The sequence below is a fragment of the Pigmentiphaga sp. CHJ604 genome (assembly GCF_036972535.1).
Classification (GTDB): domain Bacteria; phylum Pseudomonadota; class Gammaproteobacteria; order Burkholderiales; family Burkholderiaceae_B; genus Pigmentiphaga; species Pigmentiphaga daeguensis.
In genome coordinates this window covers 4397296-4413361 of the sequence record NZ_CP136998.1, presented here as the reverse complement: position 1 = coordinate 4413361, position 16066 = coordinate 4397296, and the positions used below count along the sequence as shown (strand labels likewise).

General features: G+C 65.3%; 17 protein-coding genes and 1 tRNA gene. 9 read left to right on the top strand and 9 right to left on the bottom strand.

The annotated features are described in order from the left end of the window. Positions 1-136: 136 nt before the first annotated feature. Both R4823_RS21220 and R4823_RS21215 read left to right on the top strand, forming a co-directional pair. Positions 137-212, top strand: a tRNA-Lys gene (locus R4823_RS21220). A gap of 83 nt (positions 213-295) precedes the next feature. Continuing rightward, on the top strand, positions 296-1255 hold the full coding sequence (locus R4823_RS21215; RefSeq protein WP_087837765.1) for a bifunctional GNAT family N-acetyltransferase/nucleoside diphosphate kinase regulator: 960 nt from the start codon (positions 296-298) through the stop codon (positions 1253-1255). Positions 1256-1286: 31 nt separating this feature from the next. Here R4823_RS21215 and R4823_RS21210 read toward each other — a convergent pair. The 7 genes from R4823_RS21210 to R4823_RS21180 all read right to left on the bottom strand — a co-directional run bounded on the left by R4823_RS21210 (position 1287) and on the right by R4823_RS21180 (position 7300). Beyond that, a protein-coding gene (locus R4823_RS21210; protein ID WP_132980470.1) for an IS5 family transposase occupies positions 1287-2059 on the bottom strand; the annotation gives its coding sequence in 2 pieces (ribosomal slippage) (positions 1287-1735 and positions 1735-2059; 774 coding nt in all). A gap of 52 nt (positions 2060-2111) precedes the next feature. After that, positions 2112-2819, bottom strand: a complete 708-nt coding sequence (locus R4823_RS21205; RefSeq protein WP_087837764.1) for a TerC family protein — start codon at positions 2817-2819, stop codon at positions 2112-2114. Between the two features lie 186 nt (positions 2820-3005). Then, positions 3006-3674 carry a hypothetical protein gene (locus R4823_RS21200; RefSeq protein ID WP_338616037.1) on the bottom strand — a complete coding sequence of 223 codons (669 nt, stop codon included), beginning with the start codon at positions 3672-3674 and terminating at the stop codon, positions 3006-3008. After that, the gene (locus R4823_RS21195; RefSeq protein WP_338616036.1) at positions 3671-4486 is read right to left on the bottom strand and encodes an SDR family oxidoreductase; all 816 of its coding nucleotides are present in this window, start codon (positions 4484-4486) and stop codon (positions 3671-3673) included. The genes R4823_RS21200 and R4823_RS21195 overlap by 4 nt, the downstream gene beginning before the upstream one ends. Continuing rightward, the gene (locus R4823_RS21190) at positions 4483-5154 is read right to left on the bottom strand and encodes an iron-containing redox enzyme family protein (RefSeq protein ID WP_338616035.1); all 672 of its coding nucleotides are present in this window, start codon (positions 5152-5154) and stop codon (positions 4483-4485) included. Before R4823_RS21190 ends, R4823_RS21195 begins: the two co-directional genes overlap by 4 nt. A 5-nt stretch (positions 5155-5159) precedes the next feature. Continuing rightward, the gene (locus R4823_RS21185) at positions 5160-6662 is read right to left on the bottom strand and encodes an AMP-binding protein (RefSeq protein ID WP_338616034.1); all 1503 of its coding nucleotides are present in this window, start codon (positions 6660-6662) and stop codon (positions 5160-5162) included. Next, positions 6659-7300: a thermostable hemolysin gene (locus R4823_RS21180; RefSeq protein WP_338616033.1), complete on the bottom strand. Its 642-nt coding sequence runs from the start codon at positions 7298-7300 to the stop codon at positions 6659-6661. The genes R4823_RS21185 and R4823_RS21180 overlap by 4 nt, the downstream gene beginning before the upstream one ends. Positions 7301-7428: 128 nt before the next feature. Here R4823_RS21180 and R4823_RS21175 point away from each other — a divergent pair, with 128 nt between their 5' ends. Together R4823_RS21175 and R4823_RS21170 are read left to right on the top strand one after the other, a co-directional pair. Further along, entirely contained in the window at positions 7429-8100 is a 672-nt protein-coding gene (locus R4823_RS21175) for a response regulator (protein WP_338616032.1), read from the top strand. Continuing rightward, positions 8097-9521, top strand: coding sequence for an ATP-binding protein (locus tag R4823_RS21170; protein ID WP_338616029.1), 1425 nt, complete (start codon positions 8097-8099; stop codon positions 9519-9521). The genes R4823_RS21175 and R4823_RS21170 overlap by 4 nt, the downstream gene beginning before the upstream one ends. Here the strand turns inward: R4823_RS21170 and R4823_RS21165 are convergent. Beyond that, entirely contained in the window at positions 9476-10243 is a 768-nt protein-coding gene (locus R4823_RS21165) for an SDR family oxidoreductase (protein ID WP_338616027.1), read from the bottom strand. The two genes, R4823_RS21170 and R4823_RS21165, sit on opposite strands and share 46 nt — an antisense overlap. Positions 10244-10418: 175 nt before the next feature. Between R4823_RS21165 and R4823_RS21160 the strand changes: the two genes are divergently transcribed. Next, the gene (locus R4823_RS21160; RefSeq protein ID WP_338616025.1) at positions 10419-11525 is read left to right on the top strand and encodes an acyltransferase; all 1107 of its coding nucleotides are present in this window, start codon (positions 10419-10421) and stop codon (positions 11523-11525) included. On the opposite strand, the gene R4823_RS21155 is transcribed toward R4823_RS21160, so the two are convergent. Continuing rightward, entirely contained in the window at positions 11522-12250 is a 729-nt protein-coding gene (locus tag R4823_RS21155) for a GntR family transcriptional regulator (protein WP_338616023.1), read from the bottom strand. The two genes, R4823_RS21160 and R4823_RS21155, sit on opposite strands and share 4 nt — an antisense overlap. 226 nt (positions 12251-12476) lie before the next feature. Here R4823_RS21155 and R4823_RS21150 point away from each other — a divergent pair, with 226 nt between their 5' ends. From R4823_RS21150 to R4823_RS21135, 4 genes are all read left to right on the top strand, one after another. Beyond that, entirely contained in the window at positions 12477-13361 is an 885-nt protein-coding gene (locus R4823_RS21150) for a gallate dioxygenase (protein WP_087837751.1), read from the top strand. Positions 13362-13371: 10 nt separating this feature from the next. Next, positions 13372-13731, top strand: coding sequence for a protocatechuate 3,4-dioxygenase (locus tag R4823_RS21145; RefSeq protein ID WP_087837750.1), 360 nt, complete (start codon positions 13372-13374; stop codon positions 13729-13731). A 219-nt stretch (positions 13732-13950) separates the two neighbouring features. Further along, entirely contained in the window at positions 13951-15132 is a 1182-nt protein-coding gene (locus tag R4823_RS21140) for an ABC transporter substrate-binding protein (protein ID WP_338616022.1), read from the top strand. Between the two features lie 64 nt (positions 15133-15196). Further along, positions 15197-16066, top strand: a complete 870-nt coding sequence (locus tag R4823_RS21135) for a branched-chain amino acid ABC transporter permease (RefSeq protein ID WP_338616020.1) — start codon at positions 15197-15199, stop codon at positions 16064-16066.

The window sequence follows — 16066 nt, the reverse complement described above, 5'->3', positions numbered from 1 at the left end:
GGGATAGGGCGATTCTACCCAGCCGCGCGGGCGGCTTGGCGGGGGCGGCCGCGGAAGTCGATGCCGGCCGGAAAGGGAGCGGCAGGCCTTGATTCGCACAAGTCGAAAAAAGTCGTTATAATCTTGCTTCTTTGCAGGGCTGTTAGCTCAGTTGGTAGAGCAGCGGACTCTTAATCCGTAGGTCGAGTGTTCGAGCCACTCACAGCCCACCAAGAATTCAGCAAGGAAAGACGCCTTAGGCGCCCGGCGGCCTAGGGCGTTTTTCTTTTGTGCGTTTTTTGTCGAAAGAACCGTCATGGCCGTGGCCATGAAGGGCTTTCATTCGCAGCCACGTGTGGTGAAGATGAACAAGCCTTTCATTTCGCTATGTCCAGAGATCACTCGGGCAGACGCGCTGACTCTGATGGACTGGTTGGAAGATGAGCGCGTCATCCGCTATCTGAGCGATTCGCGCCATGTCTCCCGCTTCATCGAACAGGTCATCGGCCGGGTCCAGTTGCCCATCCTGACCCATCTGTTCAACCAGGGCGGCCGATTCTTCATGGCCTACGACCGGCACGATGTGCCGGTGGGCTTCGTGCGCCTCGTCAAGACGGGGCCGGACTGCGAGATAGTCCTGGTCATCGGGGATCGCGACAACTGGGGTCGCAAGCTCGGCGCCAGCGCCATCCTCGAAGGCATGAAGCTCGCCTTCTTCGACATGCGGGCCGAGAAACTCATCGCCAAGATCCACCCGGACAACGCGCGTTCGCTGAAAGCCTTCCTGCGCTGCGGCTTCCTGCCTGAAAGCGAAACGCCGACGCTGAAGTCGTTTTCCATGACTGTCGAGCACTATCTCCGGCTCTTGCGCGAAAACGCCGTGGGCGATTCCACCGATATCCATATCACCGAAATCGACAAGGCCCGGCTCAGCAGCCTGATCGCGCTCGAGCAGGGGCCGGCCGTGGTCGATCTCGAGCACGAGATCGAGCGAGCCATCGTCGTCGATCCGCGGCAAGTGGCGCGGAGCGTCGTCACGATGAATTCCCGCGCCTTGCTGCATCTGGACGACGAGGAAGTGGAGGTGGCCCTGGTCTACCCCGAGGACGCGGACGGCAGTGCCGGGAAGCTGTCGGTGTGCTCCGACGTCGGCGCGGCGATCCTGGGCTACCAGGAGGGAGATGCCATCGATTGGCGGATTTCGGACCGCACCCGCCGTATCTGCATCGAGAAAGTGCTTTACCAGCCGGAAGCCGCCGGGGATTTCCACCTGTAGGTTCGTGCTGTGCTCACAGCCGCCGATCGGCCTAGGGCCTGTTAACACAACGCAGCCCATCTGCAATCAGGGCGAAATTGATGAACCCGGTAAACATGACGTCGAGTTTGTCGAAGCGGGAGAAGATTCTGCGGAAGCCTTTGAGTCGCCGAAACAGGCGCTCGACCTCGTTGCGCCGCTTATACATCTCCCGGTCGTACTGCCATGGCTGAACACGCGTCTTCAATGGCGGCACGACTGGGATGTATCCCAAATCCAAGGCCAGTTGCCGAGTCTCGTTGCCTTCGTAGGCTTTGTCCATCAGCAAGTGCAGTGGCCGATTCGGTCTGCCCAGGCGGCGCAACAGTGCCCGCCCCTGCGGGCCATCGCCGGCTTGGCCCGGCGACAGCGCGAAGATCACTGCCGTTCGAGCATCCGCGGCAACCAGATGAATCTTGGTGGTCCAGCCTCCTCGAGACTTGCCAATGCTTTGGCGGCCTTTTTTTTGAGGGCCCCCGTACCGTCCGGATGCACTTTGACTATCGTGCTGTCCAGCGACACCGCCTCGATGCGTATCCGGACAATCTGCGACTGCTGCAGTTGCTCGAACACCCGATCCAGAACGCCGCTCTTGGACCACCGGTTCATTCTCGTATAGATCGTGTGCCAGTTGCCAAAACGCTCCGGCAACCCTCTCCATTTGCAGCCGTGCTCGGCCACGTACAGGATCGCGTTCAGCACGTTCAGATTGCTCATGCTCACATTGCCCCGCTGGCGAGGAAGGCAATGCTCTATCTGCTTGAATTGGGCTTCGCTGATTTCCATCACCGAAGTATCTCTTAATTTTCATGATTAACACCATTAGTGTTAACACGACCTAGCCGATGGACGGCTGGTGCCGCCGATGCATGACCAGCCACTTGCCCACCGCGATGACGGACAGCGCGGCGACGATCTGCACCGCGAGTTCGACCATGGGGCCGGGTTCGCCCACGTGTTCGAGCACGAAGGTGTCGCTGATCAGCATGCCGCCGGCGATCCAGCCCAGCATGCCCGCGCCCAGCGTGACGATCACGGGGAAGCGGTCTATCAGCTTGAGCACCAGCGTGCTGCCCCAGACGATCACGGGTACGCTGACGCACAGGCCGAAGATCACGTAGTACAGCTGGTGCCCGAGGTGGGCGCTTTCGGCCGCGCCGGCGATGGCGATGACGTTGTCCAGGCTCATGGCGAAGTCGGCGATGATGATGGTCCGGATGGCGCCGAAGACGGACGTGCCGCCATCGATGTCGCCATGCGCGTCCTTCTCCTGGGCCAGCAGCTTGATGCCTATCCAGATGAGAAGCGCACAGCCCACGATCTTCAGGAAGGGCATGCTGAGCAGCGCCAGCGCGAAGGCGATCAGCAGGACGCGCAGCAGGATGGCGCCGGCGGTGCCCCACAGGATGCCCTTTATCCGTTGTCCGTGAGGCAGGTTGCGGCAGGCCAGGGCGATGACGATGGCGTTGTCGCCTCCCAGCAGGATGTCGATCAGGATGATCTGGAAGACGGCGCCCCAATGAAGCGTCTCGATGAGTTCGAGCATGGACCTGCCCCCCGGAAAGAACAAGGAAGGCTGCATCGATACCAGCGGAGTATCCGTGTACGTAGGGATGAGCTGCGAAACATTCTATCTCTAGAATGTTTTAAACATCCTAATAATGGCACTATTAAAGTGGTCACTCGGGAGCCGGGGGGCTGGCGCCGGCCCAGCCTCGTCCGGGCCGGCCGCCTAGCCACCGAGTTTGGCCTTCACCTTCTCCAGCAGCGCACGCGCTTCTTCCCGCCGCCCTGCATCGGCCACTTCGCGGCCGGCGCGCGGTGGCGCTTTCAGGGACTTTTCCAGGTAGGGCATCGCATCGGCGTAGCGCTCGCGATAGACCAGGTAGTCGGCGTAGAAGTAGTTGGGATCGATGCCATCCGGGTTGACCGCCAGCGCCTGCTTGAACAACTGCTCCGCCTTGGCGTTGTCGCCGAAACCCACCGGCCAGCCCGGCACCTTGTAGTAGAGCACCGCCAGGCTGTTCAGTGCCGAGCCGGACAGCGTATTCGGGTCGATCTGGATCGCCGCCTCGTATTCCGCCTTGGCTTGCTTGACGATGCCCAGTGCCCCAAGTCCCCCTTTGGCTCCGGCGAGAGAACTCAGCACGATCCCTTCCCAGACATGGGCTTGCGCGCGCTGCGGATTTGCCTGGGTTACTGCGTGGGCCTGCTGCGCGAGCGAGGTGAATCGGTCGACCCGCTGGGCCTCGGGGACCTTGTACTGGATCACGGCCCATTCCCGCTGGATCCGGTCGATATCGTCTTCCAGGCCGGCGGCGCCGGCCTGGAAGGCCAGGGCGGAAAATGCCAGGCTGGCCGCGAAGCGGCCCAACCCGTGATTGAGTGCAGAGAGGTTCATCGATGATCTCCGTGGGGAAGGACGGATTGTTGCAAAGCCCGCCGGTGTTTGCGGAAGGCGCCGTCGAGCAGGACCGACAGCGCGCCATTCAAGCGGGCGGCGATGGGTTCCATCGTTCCCATGAAGCATTGCGCGCGTCCGGTCTGAAGCAGGCGAAGCGCGACTTGCGCCACCCATTCTGGGGAGTCGGCGCGCGAGCCGGTCGCCGCGTTGAACGCTTGCACCCGTTCGTCGTTGAAAGGAGTGCGCACGCTGCGCGGCGCGAGGTATTGGACCCGAACAGGCGAGTCAGCCAGTTCGCGGCGCAGTGCTTCGGAGTAGCTCCGCAACCCGGCCTTGCTGGCGCCATATACCGAGAAGCCCGGGACGCCGATGCTACCCAGTGTGGATCCGATATTGAGTATCTGTGCGCAGGGCTGCTGGCGCAAATGGGGCAGAAGGTTCGCTGTCAGGAGTATGGGGGCGAGAAGGTTGGTTCGCAGCACGGCTTCCGTTTCATGGTCATCCAGCGCGCCGGCCGGGCCGAAGCCCGCGAGCCCGGCGTTGTTGATCAGGACGTTGACATCCCGGGCCTGGGCCGCATCGCGGATGGCTTGGCGGCCCGATTCCGAGGTGACGTCGACGATGAGCGCGTCCACGCGCCGGCGGTTCTGCGCACCGGCGGATAGCTCCGAAGCCAGTGCGAGCAGCGCGTCCTTGGAGCGGCCGATCAACAGCATGCGTGCCCCGGCGCTTGTCAGCCGGCGGGCCAGGGCAGCTCCGATGCCGCCGGAGGCGCCGGTCAACGCGATCGACATCTGCTGGGGTTTCATGGGGCGCCTCCTTCGGCGGCAACCGTGGGCAGCCCACGGAAGATGTCGGCGTACAACCCGTAGAATTCGCGTGCGCGCCGTACCACCGCCTGCTGGTCCCGCGGATCGGCGAGCCGGTTCATCAGTTCGGCGAAATGGCGGGTGTGTTCCTGGTCCAGCGTGCCGTGTGAACGCAGGTAGCCGAAGGCGGTATCGGGAAGTCCAAGGGCCTGCTGGATGTTCCGTGCCGCGGCCAGTGCCAGCGCGACACTGGTGCCCTCGAGCACGTGCACCATGCCGAAGAAACCGGCGGGATTGTCCCCTTCCACCACATGATAGGCATGGGCGACCATGCGAGCGGTCGCGGCGCCGGGTGGCGAGGCGCGGACCGACTCCGCGTCGACGCCGCATGCGCGCAGGTCGTCCAGGATCCATTCGTCATGGCCCTGTTCTTCCTCGATGTATTCGGCCAATGCGCCGCGCAGCCAGGCGATCCGGGAAGGAAGATGCTGGCGGCATGCGGCCAGCAGCGGCACGGTATGGCGCACATGGTGATATGCCTCCCGCAGGAACGCTTCATAGGTATCGCGCGCGACCTGTCCGGCCAGGCATGCCTGGATGACGGGAACGGTCTGGAGCGCCAGGCGCTGATCCGCTGTGTCGTGGAGCAGCTCGTCGAAGAATGGCATGGGTTCTACCTCTTGGGCTGTGCGTCGAATGCTGGACTGGCGTTCGGGTCTGCGAACAGCCGGTGTTCATACAAGGCGGCGACGGCCTCGCGGCGGGGGCGGCCATTGGCGGTCGCCAGGCCCGAATCCGCATCGAAGGGAGTGTCGGCCCGGCACCAGGCGCCGATGCGGGCGTAGTCCGGCAAGCGGGCGTTGGCTTGTTCGATGGCATGCCGGATGCGAGTGTCGTCGACGCCGGGGTGGAGCGGCCACAGGACGGCGCCCAAGGTGGGGCGTCCTTCCCCCAGGACGACTGCCTGGAGGATGGCGGGCTCCGCGCGCAGTTCGGTCTCGACCCATTCGGGGGAGACGTTGCGGCCGAAGCTGGTAATCAGGACATGCTTCTTGCGTCCGTGGACATGCAGATAGCCTTCTTCATCCAGACGTCCCAGATCCCCAGTCGGCCACCATTGCGGTGGTTCATGGGCCTGGCCGAGATATCCGGCGAAGACGCTGCCGCAGATTTCGATCTCGCCGTCGGCGGTGGTCCGCACCCGTGCGTGGGGCAGGGGACGACCCGCGCTGCCCGGTCGATGCGCATGGGGAAGATTCAGCGTTTGCACCGAAGCGCCTTCGGACAGGCCGTAGCCTTCGTAGGCGGGCAGGCCCGCTGCATGGGCCTGCCGCAGCAGTACGCGACCCACTGCTGCGCCGCCGACAGCGGCCAGGCGCAGGCTGGCCGGTGCGCGAAGCCGGGCGCCGGCAAGTGTGGCCGTGATTGCCCGCAACATCTGCGGCAGCAGGATGATGCTATGGGGTTGGTACGCTTGCAACGTCTGCAGATAGGTCCCGGGGGAAAAACTCGACGAACCCGACAAGCCGATCGCGTCGAGTGGCAATGCCACACACGATGCGCCCTGCCACAAGGGGGCCTGGACTCCCGCGATGTTCTCCAGCAGCACGGGGAAGGGCAGCGTATTCAGATGCCGTTCGATGGCAAGCCCTTCCACGGCTTGAGCCAGGCCACGGGCCACCTCCAGCATCTGGATGCCGCTCAGGCACACACCCTTGGGTTGACCCGTGGATCCCGAGGTGAAGGTTATCTTGACGGTGCCGGGCGGCATGGTGACGGAACGGACATCGCGTTGGAATAGAGCCAGGTCCGGACCGATGGGCACGGCGGCGTCGAAGCCTGCCGGCGGCGCCGATTCGCGCGTCGATGCCAGTGCATCGGCTCCCGAGACCTCCAGCGCCAGCGCCTGCATGGCTGGCGTGAAGAAGCCGGGCAAGGGAACGTGCACGACGCCGGCGCGGAGCGTGGCCAGATCGGCGACGATCCATGACGGACCGTTGTCGAGTACGGTGGCCAGCACGCGGACGCCGGCGTCACGCAGCCGCTGCGCAGTTGAATCCACCCGTGCGATCAGGTCCGAGTAGGAGAGGTGCGAACCGCCGGTGCCCACGATGGCGGGCCGCCGGTCTTGTCCGGCATGGACGGCGAGCCGAGCGAAGAAATCGTCGATTTTCATTCGATGCCCAGTTCGTCCACGACCTGTCCGAGATATCCGGCGACCACGAAGGGATCGTGTTCGTAGTAGCTTCCCCAGTCGCGCCGCGCCGGCTCGTCCAGCGCCGATGCCGGCGCCGGGGCAAGCATCATCGGCGAGATGCCCATCCGGGTGAACATTCGCCGAAGCTCTCGCGTGGCCGTCGTGACGGCCCATTGATATCCCTGGCCGCGAAGGTGGCGCGCCAGCATGGGGATCAGCAGCCGGCCCGCTCCGGCGCGTGTTGCCGCGAACTGGCCGGCCTCGACGATCCTGGACCGGGATGGGCACTGCCCGTCGCGGGCTGGCAGGCTGTCTTCGATCCGGTGGGCAAGGTAGCGTTCCAGGAAAAGGGGTTCGGCCGCGTGCCGGTAGCCAGCCGCGGCCATGATCTCGCCGTCGATCTGGACGCTGACCAGTTGAGGAAGCCAGTCGCGCAACACAGCGCCGAACTGTTCCTCGTATCGCTGTTGGATGTAGGACTCGATCCGCGCCCGGTGGGGATCGTGGCGATCGTGAACGCGCAGTTCGAGAGGCGCGCGGTCGAGGTCGCGTGCACTGCCGAATACCGGTAGCGACGAAGCGGGACCGGAACCGGGCTGGCAAAGAAGGGACGTCATCGTGTAACCCTGGCATGCAACTTGAGCGCGATGTTAGGGTTCCAACCTTAACGACACATTAAGCGCGTCAAGCAGGACGATGTCGGTGATACGCTTGTCGAGTCCCGGTTTCTTCACGTCCTGGAAAAATGAGAATCCTTATCGTTGAAGACGATCCCCCATTAGGGGATGGCCTAGCACGTGGGCTCAAGGCACTGGGCATCGCGGCAGACTGGTTCACCAACGGCAAGGATGCGGACCAGGCCATGGGTATGGTGCGCTACGACGCCGTGGTGCTGGATCTGGGGCTGCCCGGCGAGGACGGCATGCGGTTGCTGCGACGCTGGCGTGGGCAGGGCAACGCCATTCCCATCGTCATCCTGACGGCCCGCGACGCGGTCGAGAGCCGGGTAGCGGGCCTGAACGACGGAGCCGACGATTACCTCATCAAGCCCATCACGCTGGATGAGCTGGTCGCGCGGCTGAGAGCCGTGACGCGGCGACAGATCGGCTTGCCCGAACCCGTGTGGCGACATGGCAGTCTGGCCTTCGAGCCGGCAACGCGCCAGGCTGCATGGAAGGGAGAGCCCGTGGAGTTGACCGGTCGCGAGTCTTCCCTGCTCGAGCTGTTTCTGATGAATCCTAATCGCGTTCTGACGCGGGAGTTCATTCGCGAAAAACTCTACGACTGGAGCGAGGACCTGGAAAGCAATGCCCTGGAGGTCCACGTGCACCACCTTCGGCGCAAGATCCATCCCGGCATCGTGCGCACGCTACGCGGCGCGGGGTACGCGCTGGGACCGGAGGATGCCGACGCATGACACTCCAGAAGCGTCTCCTCATCACGATTCTCGCCGCAGCGCCCTTTGCCTGGCTGCTGACGCTGGGGCTGACCTACTATCGCACTCGGGTCGAGATCAATGAGCTCTATGACACGGACATGGTAAGAATGGCGCAGCAGGTACATGCCCTGTTGCCCAGGTTTTCCACCCCGGATGTCCTTGCCGGCAGCGCAAGCGAGACCGGGATGGCCGGCGATATGGGCTATGCGGGCCTGGGTGACATCGCTGTGGCGGCATGGTTGCCCGACGGGAAGCGACTGCAGGTGAATCCTGAGGGAGACAACCTGCCGGTCAATGCCGGCAAACTGGGTTTCCTCGATCAATATTTCGAAGGACAACCATGGCGCCTGTATTACATCGAAGCTGCCGGCCCGGATGGTTGGCGCGTGGGCGTCGGTCAGCGCCTGGGGGAGCGGGATGAACTTGTCTACACGTATTTGCTGGGCCAGGCTTTATTGTGGATCGTCGGCCTGCTGGTGCTGGTTGCCGTACTGGTCTTCGGCGTACGCCGCGCGTTGAGGCCCGTGGTGGCCTTGTCGACCAAGATCGCCCGGCGTGAGCCGAACGATCCAACACCCATGGACGCCGCGCAGGTGCCCGGCGAGTTGCGGCCCCTGGTGCTGGCGATGAACCAACTGCTTGGCCGGACTGCGCAAGCCATAGAGAGCGAACGTCGCCTGACCGCGGACGCGGCTCATGAGCTTCGAACCCCTGTCGCGGCGTTGCGAGCGCAATGGGATGCAGCGATGCGCACCGGGGATCCAGTGGAAAGAATGCAGGCTCAGCGCAATGTCGAAGCGGGCATCGAGCGGCTGAACCACTTGATTACCCAACTGCTGGACCTGGCGCGGCTCGAGCATTCGCTGGCGCCGGCATTCAAGGACGTGATCGATTGGCAGGCTGTCGTCAGGCAAGCCTTGTCGGATTGCCTGCTGCTTGCGGGGCGCAAGGGAATCGATGTGGAAGTGCTGTGGCCGGAGGCAGGCGGGACGCCGATTCCCTTGTCGGGAGACCAGTATCTGCTGACGCTGCTGCTGCGCAACCTGCTGGACAACGCCGTTCGCTACAGTCCGGACCATGCGACCGTTTCCGTGCGCTTCGACGTTGACGCCATCCATGTGGAGAATCCCGGGGCCGGCGTCCCCTCGGAACAACTGGAACGCCTGGGCGATCGTTTTTTCCGTGGAGCGGGGCAAGTGCAGGGAGGCAGCGGGCTGGGCTTGTCGATCGTCCGGCGTATCGCGGCCGCGCATGGCCTTTCGTTGGCGCTGGCCAATCGTGTGGAAGAGGGCAGGGTCACGGGATTTCGCGCGACCCTGCGACGCGAGCGAAGCGAGGCGGGCGCCGCCCCGGATCAGGTGCCGCCCAGGTTGCGCATCAGGCCGCCGTCGACGAAGTAGCTGCTGCCCGTCACGTAGCTGGCGTCGTCCGAGGCCAGGAACAGTACCACGTTGGCCACTTCCTGCGGCTGGCCCGGCCGCCCCTGCGGGATCTGCGAGGCCGACTCGCGTGCCTGCGCGGGGTCTTCCAGGCGATCCTGCGTCATGGGCGTGGCGATCATGCCGGGGGCGACGTTGTTGATGCGTATGCCGCGCGAGGCCAGCTCGAGCGCCAGTGTCCGCGTGATCGACCGCAATCCCGCCTTGGATGCGTCATAGGCCGCGCTGCCGGGCAGGGAAATTTCTTCATGCACCGACGTAATATTTATGATGGCGCCGCCGCCGGCGGACAGCATGTGGCGGGCTGCCGCCTGGCACAGAAGCCAGGGCGACACGAGATTGATGTTCAGCATCCACGAGAATTCGTCGGGCGGGATTTCCAGCGAATCCTGGTGCGAGGCTCCCGTGCCGGCGTTGTTCACGAGCACATGCAGGCCGCCCATCTTTCCGAAGGCCTGTTCGAAGAAGGCCTGCGTCCGGGCGGGGTCGGAGAAATCGGCCTGCAGGATCTCGGCGCGCCGTCCGGCGGCCCGCACCTGCGCGGCGGTGGCGCGTGCTCCCGCTTCATCCCGGTGATAGTGAACCAGCACATCGGCGCCTTCCCGGGCGAACGTCGCGGCCACGGCCTGGCCGATGCCGCTGTCCGCGCCGGTGACCCAGGCGATCTTGTCCTGGAGTTTCATGTCGGTTCCCTGGTCGTGAGCGAACCGAGGCAGACGCAAGCGGCGTGCCGCCCATGCCGAAGGGTGTTGTAAAAAAGCCGTTTCCCCGCGCCGGACCGGGCGCCCGGCGCTAAGATACGCGCCACCCCCGAACACAAGCGTCGCGTCGAACGCCGGTTCGCCACTTCCATAGGCCATGTCCTCCCCCACCTCCCGCATGCCGCTGATCGATGCGATCAAGGCCGTCGCCTGCCTGGCCATCGTGCTCCATCACCTGGCCTTCTACGGCCCCATGTCCGAGATCGCCCACCCGCTCATGCCGCGCGTGCTGGATGCGCTGATGCACTACGGCAGGATGGCCGTCATGGCGTTCTTCGTGGTGTCGGGATTCCTGGCCGCGCGCGCTTTCGCCCCGGCGGGCGTGTCGCGGGTGGAGCAGCCCCTGGCCGCGATCAAGCGGCGGTATTTCCGGCTGGCGGTGCCCTTCATGGCGGCGCTGGTGCTGGCCATGGCCTGCGCCGCGCTGGCGCGGGTGTGGATGGCGCACGATTCGATCCCGGATACGCCCACGGCGCCGCAACTGGCGGCCCACGTGCTGTTGAGCAACGGCCTCCTGCGCCAGGAGTCGCTGTCGGCGGGCGTCTGGTACGTGGGCATCGATTTCCAGCTGTTCAGCGTCATGGCCCTGCTGCTGGGGCTGTCGCGCTGGATCAGCGTGCGGCGCCCGACCTGGGGATGGCTGGGCGCCGCGGCCATAGGCGGCCTGACGCTGGCGTCGCTGTTCGTCTTCAACCGCAATCCCTATTGGGACGAAACCGCGCTGTATTTCTTCGCCTACTACGGCCTGGGATGCTGCGCCTACTGGCTGACCGGCCGGCCCAGGGGCGGCCTGTGGCTGCTGGCCATGGCCGGGGTGGTGGCCGCGGCGCTGGTCGCGGATTTCCGCGAGCGCATCGTGGTGGCGGCGGCCATCATGCTGCTGCTGGGCGCGGCCCGTCAGGCGGGTTGGCTGGAGACGGTGGCGGTGCCGGGATTCCTGAGCCGGCTCGCGCGCATCTCCTATTCGGTGTTCCTGGTGCACTTCCCGCTGTGCCTGGTGGTCAGCGCCCTGGTGTTCCATTTCTTTCCGGAGCAGGCCGCGGCCAATGTCCTTGGCATGGGGCTGGCGGTGCTGGTCAGCGTGGCCGGCGGCGCCGCCTTCCACCGGCTGGTGGAGTGCCGCACGCTGGACCCCATCGTGCGGCGCGCCGTCATGGGGCTCTTCGCCGTGGGCGGCGCGCTGGCGGTCTACTCGCAGGTCTAGACCAGCCTCGGCCCCCGGTGCTTGTGCCGGGCGCCGGCGGCCGAGGTCAGTCCCGCTTCCTTCTCGAAATCCGCGCCCTGGCTCTGGACCTGGGTGTAGGCGTGCTCGCGGAACAGGTTTTCGGCGCGGTCGGCCTGCCCGCTTTCTATGGCGGTGACGATGGCGTGATGCTGCCGGTGGGCGTAGAACAGGAAATTGAACATCATGTCCCGGCTCTGCGTGTCGAACGCCAGCGTGAGCGGGTCGGTGAACGGCACGATGTTGCAGCGGCTGACCAGGCTGGCCAGCAGCGGCATGTCGGCGCCTTCCAGGATCAGCGTATGGAAGCGCGCGTTCATTTCCGCGTAGCGGATCTCGTCGTCGTCCGACAGGCGGCGGTCGGTGAAGATGCGATCGCCCTGGGCCAGGCAGTCCTTGAGTTCGGCCAGCAGTTCGGCGCTGGCGCCGTTGGTGGCCAGCGCGCGCGCCGCCAGCCCCTCCAGCGCGGCACGCACGTGCAGGGCCTCCGTGCTTTCGCGGGCGGAAAAGGCGCGCACCGCGAAGCCGCGGGCGCCGGACGGCACCAGCAGCCCTTCCTGGGCGAGCGCGGGCAACGCCTGGCGCACGGGCGTGCGCGAGGTGCCCAGCCGTTCGGCCAGGTCGGCTTCCCGGACCCGTTCTCCCGGCGCGAGTTCGCCCCGGAGGATCATTTCACGAATATGCAGCATGGTGGTGGTCTGCTGCATGCGTGCTCCCTGAGTGATGAATGCGGCTGCCTCGCGGCTGGCGAGGTGGATGCAAGTATAAGACCCGTTTGGGATCCCGTATTGGATCCCAAGTCGCCATTCAGACCCCGAAAAAACCCTTTATTGCTTTATTTTGGGATCCCATATAATCTGCGCTACGCACAAAAAGGGTCGCGTGGCGCATGGCGGCGAAGACGCGCCGGCCTCATTCGATACGGAGTACATCATGGCAAGAATCATCGGTGGCATCGGCAGCTCGCACGTGCCGACCATAGGCGTCGCCTATGACAAGGGCAAGCAGAACGATCCGGCCTGGGCGCCGCTGTTCGACGGCTACAAGCCGGTCGCCGCCTGGCTGGCCGAGAAGCAGGCCGACGTGCTGGTGTTCTTCTACAACGATCACTGCACGACCTTCTTCTTCGACATGTATCCCACGTTCGCGCTGGGCGTGGGCGAACGCTTTCCCATTGCCGACGAGGGCGCGGGCCTGCGCAACCTGCCCGCCATCCGTGGCAACGTCGATTTCCAGGCCCACATCGCCGAGTCCCTGGTGAACGACGAGTTCGACATCACCGTCTTCCAGGACAAGCCCATCGACCACGGCTGTGCGTCGCCGCTGCCGCTGCTCTGGCCGCACCAGCCCGACTGGCCGGGCACCGTGGTGCCCGTCGCGATCAACGTGCTGCAGTATCCGCTGCCCACGGCGCGCCGCTGCTATCGCCTGGGGCAGGCCGTGCGTCGCGCGGTGGAATCCTATCCCGAGGACCTGAAGGTGGTGGTGGTGGGCACCGGCGGCCTGTCCCACCAGGTCCATGGCGAGCGCACCGGCTTCAACAATACCGAGTGGGACATGGAGTTCCTGCGCCTGCTGGAAGAAGATCCCGAAGCCTTGATGCGGATGAAACACGCCGACTACGTACGCCTGGGCGGCGCCGAGAGCGTGGAGCAGATCATGTGGCTGTCCATGCGGGGCGCGCTGGGCACCGGCCCGCTGCGCAAGCTGCACCAGAACTATTACCTGGCCACCACCACCGCGATGACCGTGGTGCTGTACGAGGAAGGCGAGCCCATCGCCCGGCAGACCGGTCCGGCCGCCGCGGCCGTGGCCTGAGGAGCATCCGATGAATCCGCAACTCGAAGGCATCGAGCAGATCCCGGGCACCTACGCGTTCGACCTGCGCGTCAGCAACCGCACGCTGAAGATCAACCGCTTCTTCTGGAACATGATAGGCGCCGACTGGCGTGACCGCTTCGTGGCCGACGAGGAAGGCACGATGGACGCGGCCGGGCTGACGGAAGAGGAAAAGGCGCTGGTGCGCGCCCGCGACTGGCTCGGCCTCATCCGGCACGGCGTGAACTTCTTCGTGCTCGAGAAATTCGGCCGGGTCGTCAAGAAAACCAACCTCGAGATCTACGCCATCATGCGGGGCGAGAGCTTCGAGGCGTTCATGAAGACGAGACGGGTGCCGGACGCCAGGTAGAGGTCCCCCCGTACGCGCTTCGCGCGCCCAGCATGGTGAGCCCCCAGCCGCTACGCGGCAGCCCCCCGAGGGGGCCGGGACCCGCCTTGGGGCGGCCCGGCGCCGGGTCCCGTGGGGGCGGCACTGGCGGACCAGCGGAGCCGGATCCACTGTGCCTTAGCTACACCATTACATCGCAACACCACCGACGATAGGCGCAGCGCGCCAAGGAGAGAGACTATGCGAATCGCGAAACGCGTGGCGGGGCTGCTGTGCGCGGCCGCTGCCGTGACGGCGGCGGGAACGGCCGCCGCGGCGGAGATCAAAGTCGGACTGCTGAGCCAGTTCTCGGGCGCCTACACCTGGTGGGGCCGGGAATATCAGCGCGGCGTGGACCTGTACCTGGCGCAGCACGGCGGCAAGTTCGGCGAACATACCGTCACGGTGCTGTCGCGCGACGAGGCCGGATCCAATCCCCAGCGCGCGCGCCAGTTGTCGCAGGAACTGGTGGTGCGCGACAAGGTGCAGTACCTGATCGGCGGCGTCTTCACGCCCACGGTGCTGGGCGCGGTCGATGTCATCAACCAGACCAAGACGCCCTACGTCATCCTGAACTCGGGCACGTCCAGTGTGACCGACAAGTCGCAATACTATGTGCGAGCCGGCTTCACGCAATGGACGGTCAGCATCCCGCTGGTGCAGTGGGCCTATGACCAGGGCATGAAGAACGCCGTGGTCCTGGCGGCCGACTACGCGCCCGGCCACGACGCGCTGGAAGCCTTCGGCAAGACCTTCGCCAAGCTGGGCGGCAAGGTGGTGGGCGAGATCAAGGTGCCCATGGGCACCACCGATTTCTCCAGCTACCTGCAGCGCGTGCGCGACCTCAAGCCGCAGGCGGTGTTCATGTTCATGCCGGTGGGCCCCATGTCGGCGGGCATGATCCGCAGCTTCAAGGAGCGTGAACTGGACAAGGCCGGCATCACGCTGCTGGTGACCAACGAAGCCCAGGAAGAGGACATCGCCCCGATCGGCGACGCGGCGCTGGGCCTGACCTCGGCGCTGCATTACTCGCCCTACCTGGACACGCCCCTGAACAAGGAATTCGTGACCGCCTACAAGGCCAAGTATGGCAAGGACGAGCTGCCGAGCGTGGCGTCGGTGGCGGCCTATGACGGCATGCGGCTGATCGACCAGATGGTACGCGCCACCAACGGCGCGAAGGACGGCGACAAGGCCATGGCCGCCATCAAGGGCTACAAGTGGGATAGCCCGCGCGGCCCGGTCAGCATCGACCCGCGCACCCGCGAAATCGTCCAGAACGTCTACATGCGCAAGGTCGAGAAGATCGACGGCAAGCTCGGCAACAAGGTGTTCCATACCTATCCCGCCGTGAAAGATCCCTGGCACGAAATCAACAAGTGATTCCCCGCGCGGACGCGGCCCCGGCGCCGCGTCCGCCCCATCCCTTCCTCGCGCCGGATGACGCATGACATCGACGCTCGCCACTTTCCTGAGTCTTGCCGTGGACGGTATCGCCTACGGCATGATGCTGTTCCTCATCTCGGTCGGCCTGACCATCACGCTGGGCGTGATGCGCGTGGTCAACCTGACGCATTCGGCCTTCGCCATGATCGGGGGCTACATCGCGCTCTGGTTCATCCAGCGCGCGGGCGTCCATTTCTTCCTGGCCGTGCCGCTGGCGGTCGTGGCCACGATGGCCATCGGCGCGCTGCTGGAACGCACGCTGTACCGCTGGGTCTACGGCACCCACGGGCTGGGCCAGTTGCTGATGACCATCGGCCTGACCTTCATCATCACGGCCATCGTCAAGAACCTGGCCGGCACGCAACTGCAATCCCTGCCGCTGCCGTCGTCGCTGCAGGGCAACTTCAGCCTGGGTTCCCTGACGCTGTCGGTCTACCGCGCCTTCCTGATCGGCGCCAGCGCGGCCGTCGCATTCGCGCTGTGGCTGGGCATCGAGCGCACGGCCTTCGGCGCGCGCCTGCGCGCCGCGGTCGACAACCAGCGCATGGCGCGCTGCGTGGGCATCAACGTGCCGGCGGTGTTCTCGGTCACGTTCGCCATCGGCTGCGGGCTGGCGGCGCTGGGCGGCGCGCTGGGCAGCCCCATGCTGCCGCTGGAGCCCTACTATGGCCTGAAGTATCTGGTCATCGTGCTGATCGTGGTGGCCGTGGGCGGCCTGGGCAGCCTGCGCGGGTCGTTGTACGCGGCCCTGCTGCTGGGCCTGATCGATACGCTGGGCCGCTACTACCTGCCCGCGCTGGGCGCTTTCGTGATCTACCTGGCGGTGCTGGCGATCCTGCTGGTGCGCCCCCGTGGCCTCGTGGCGAACTGA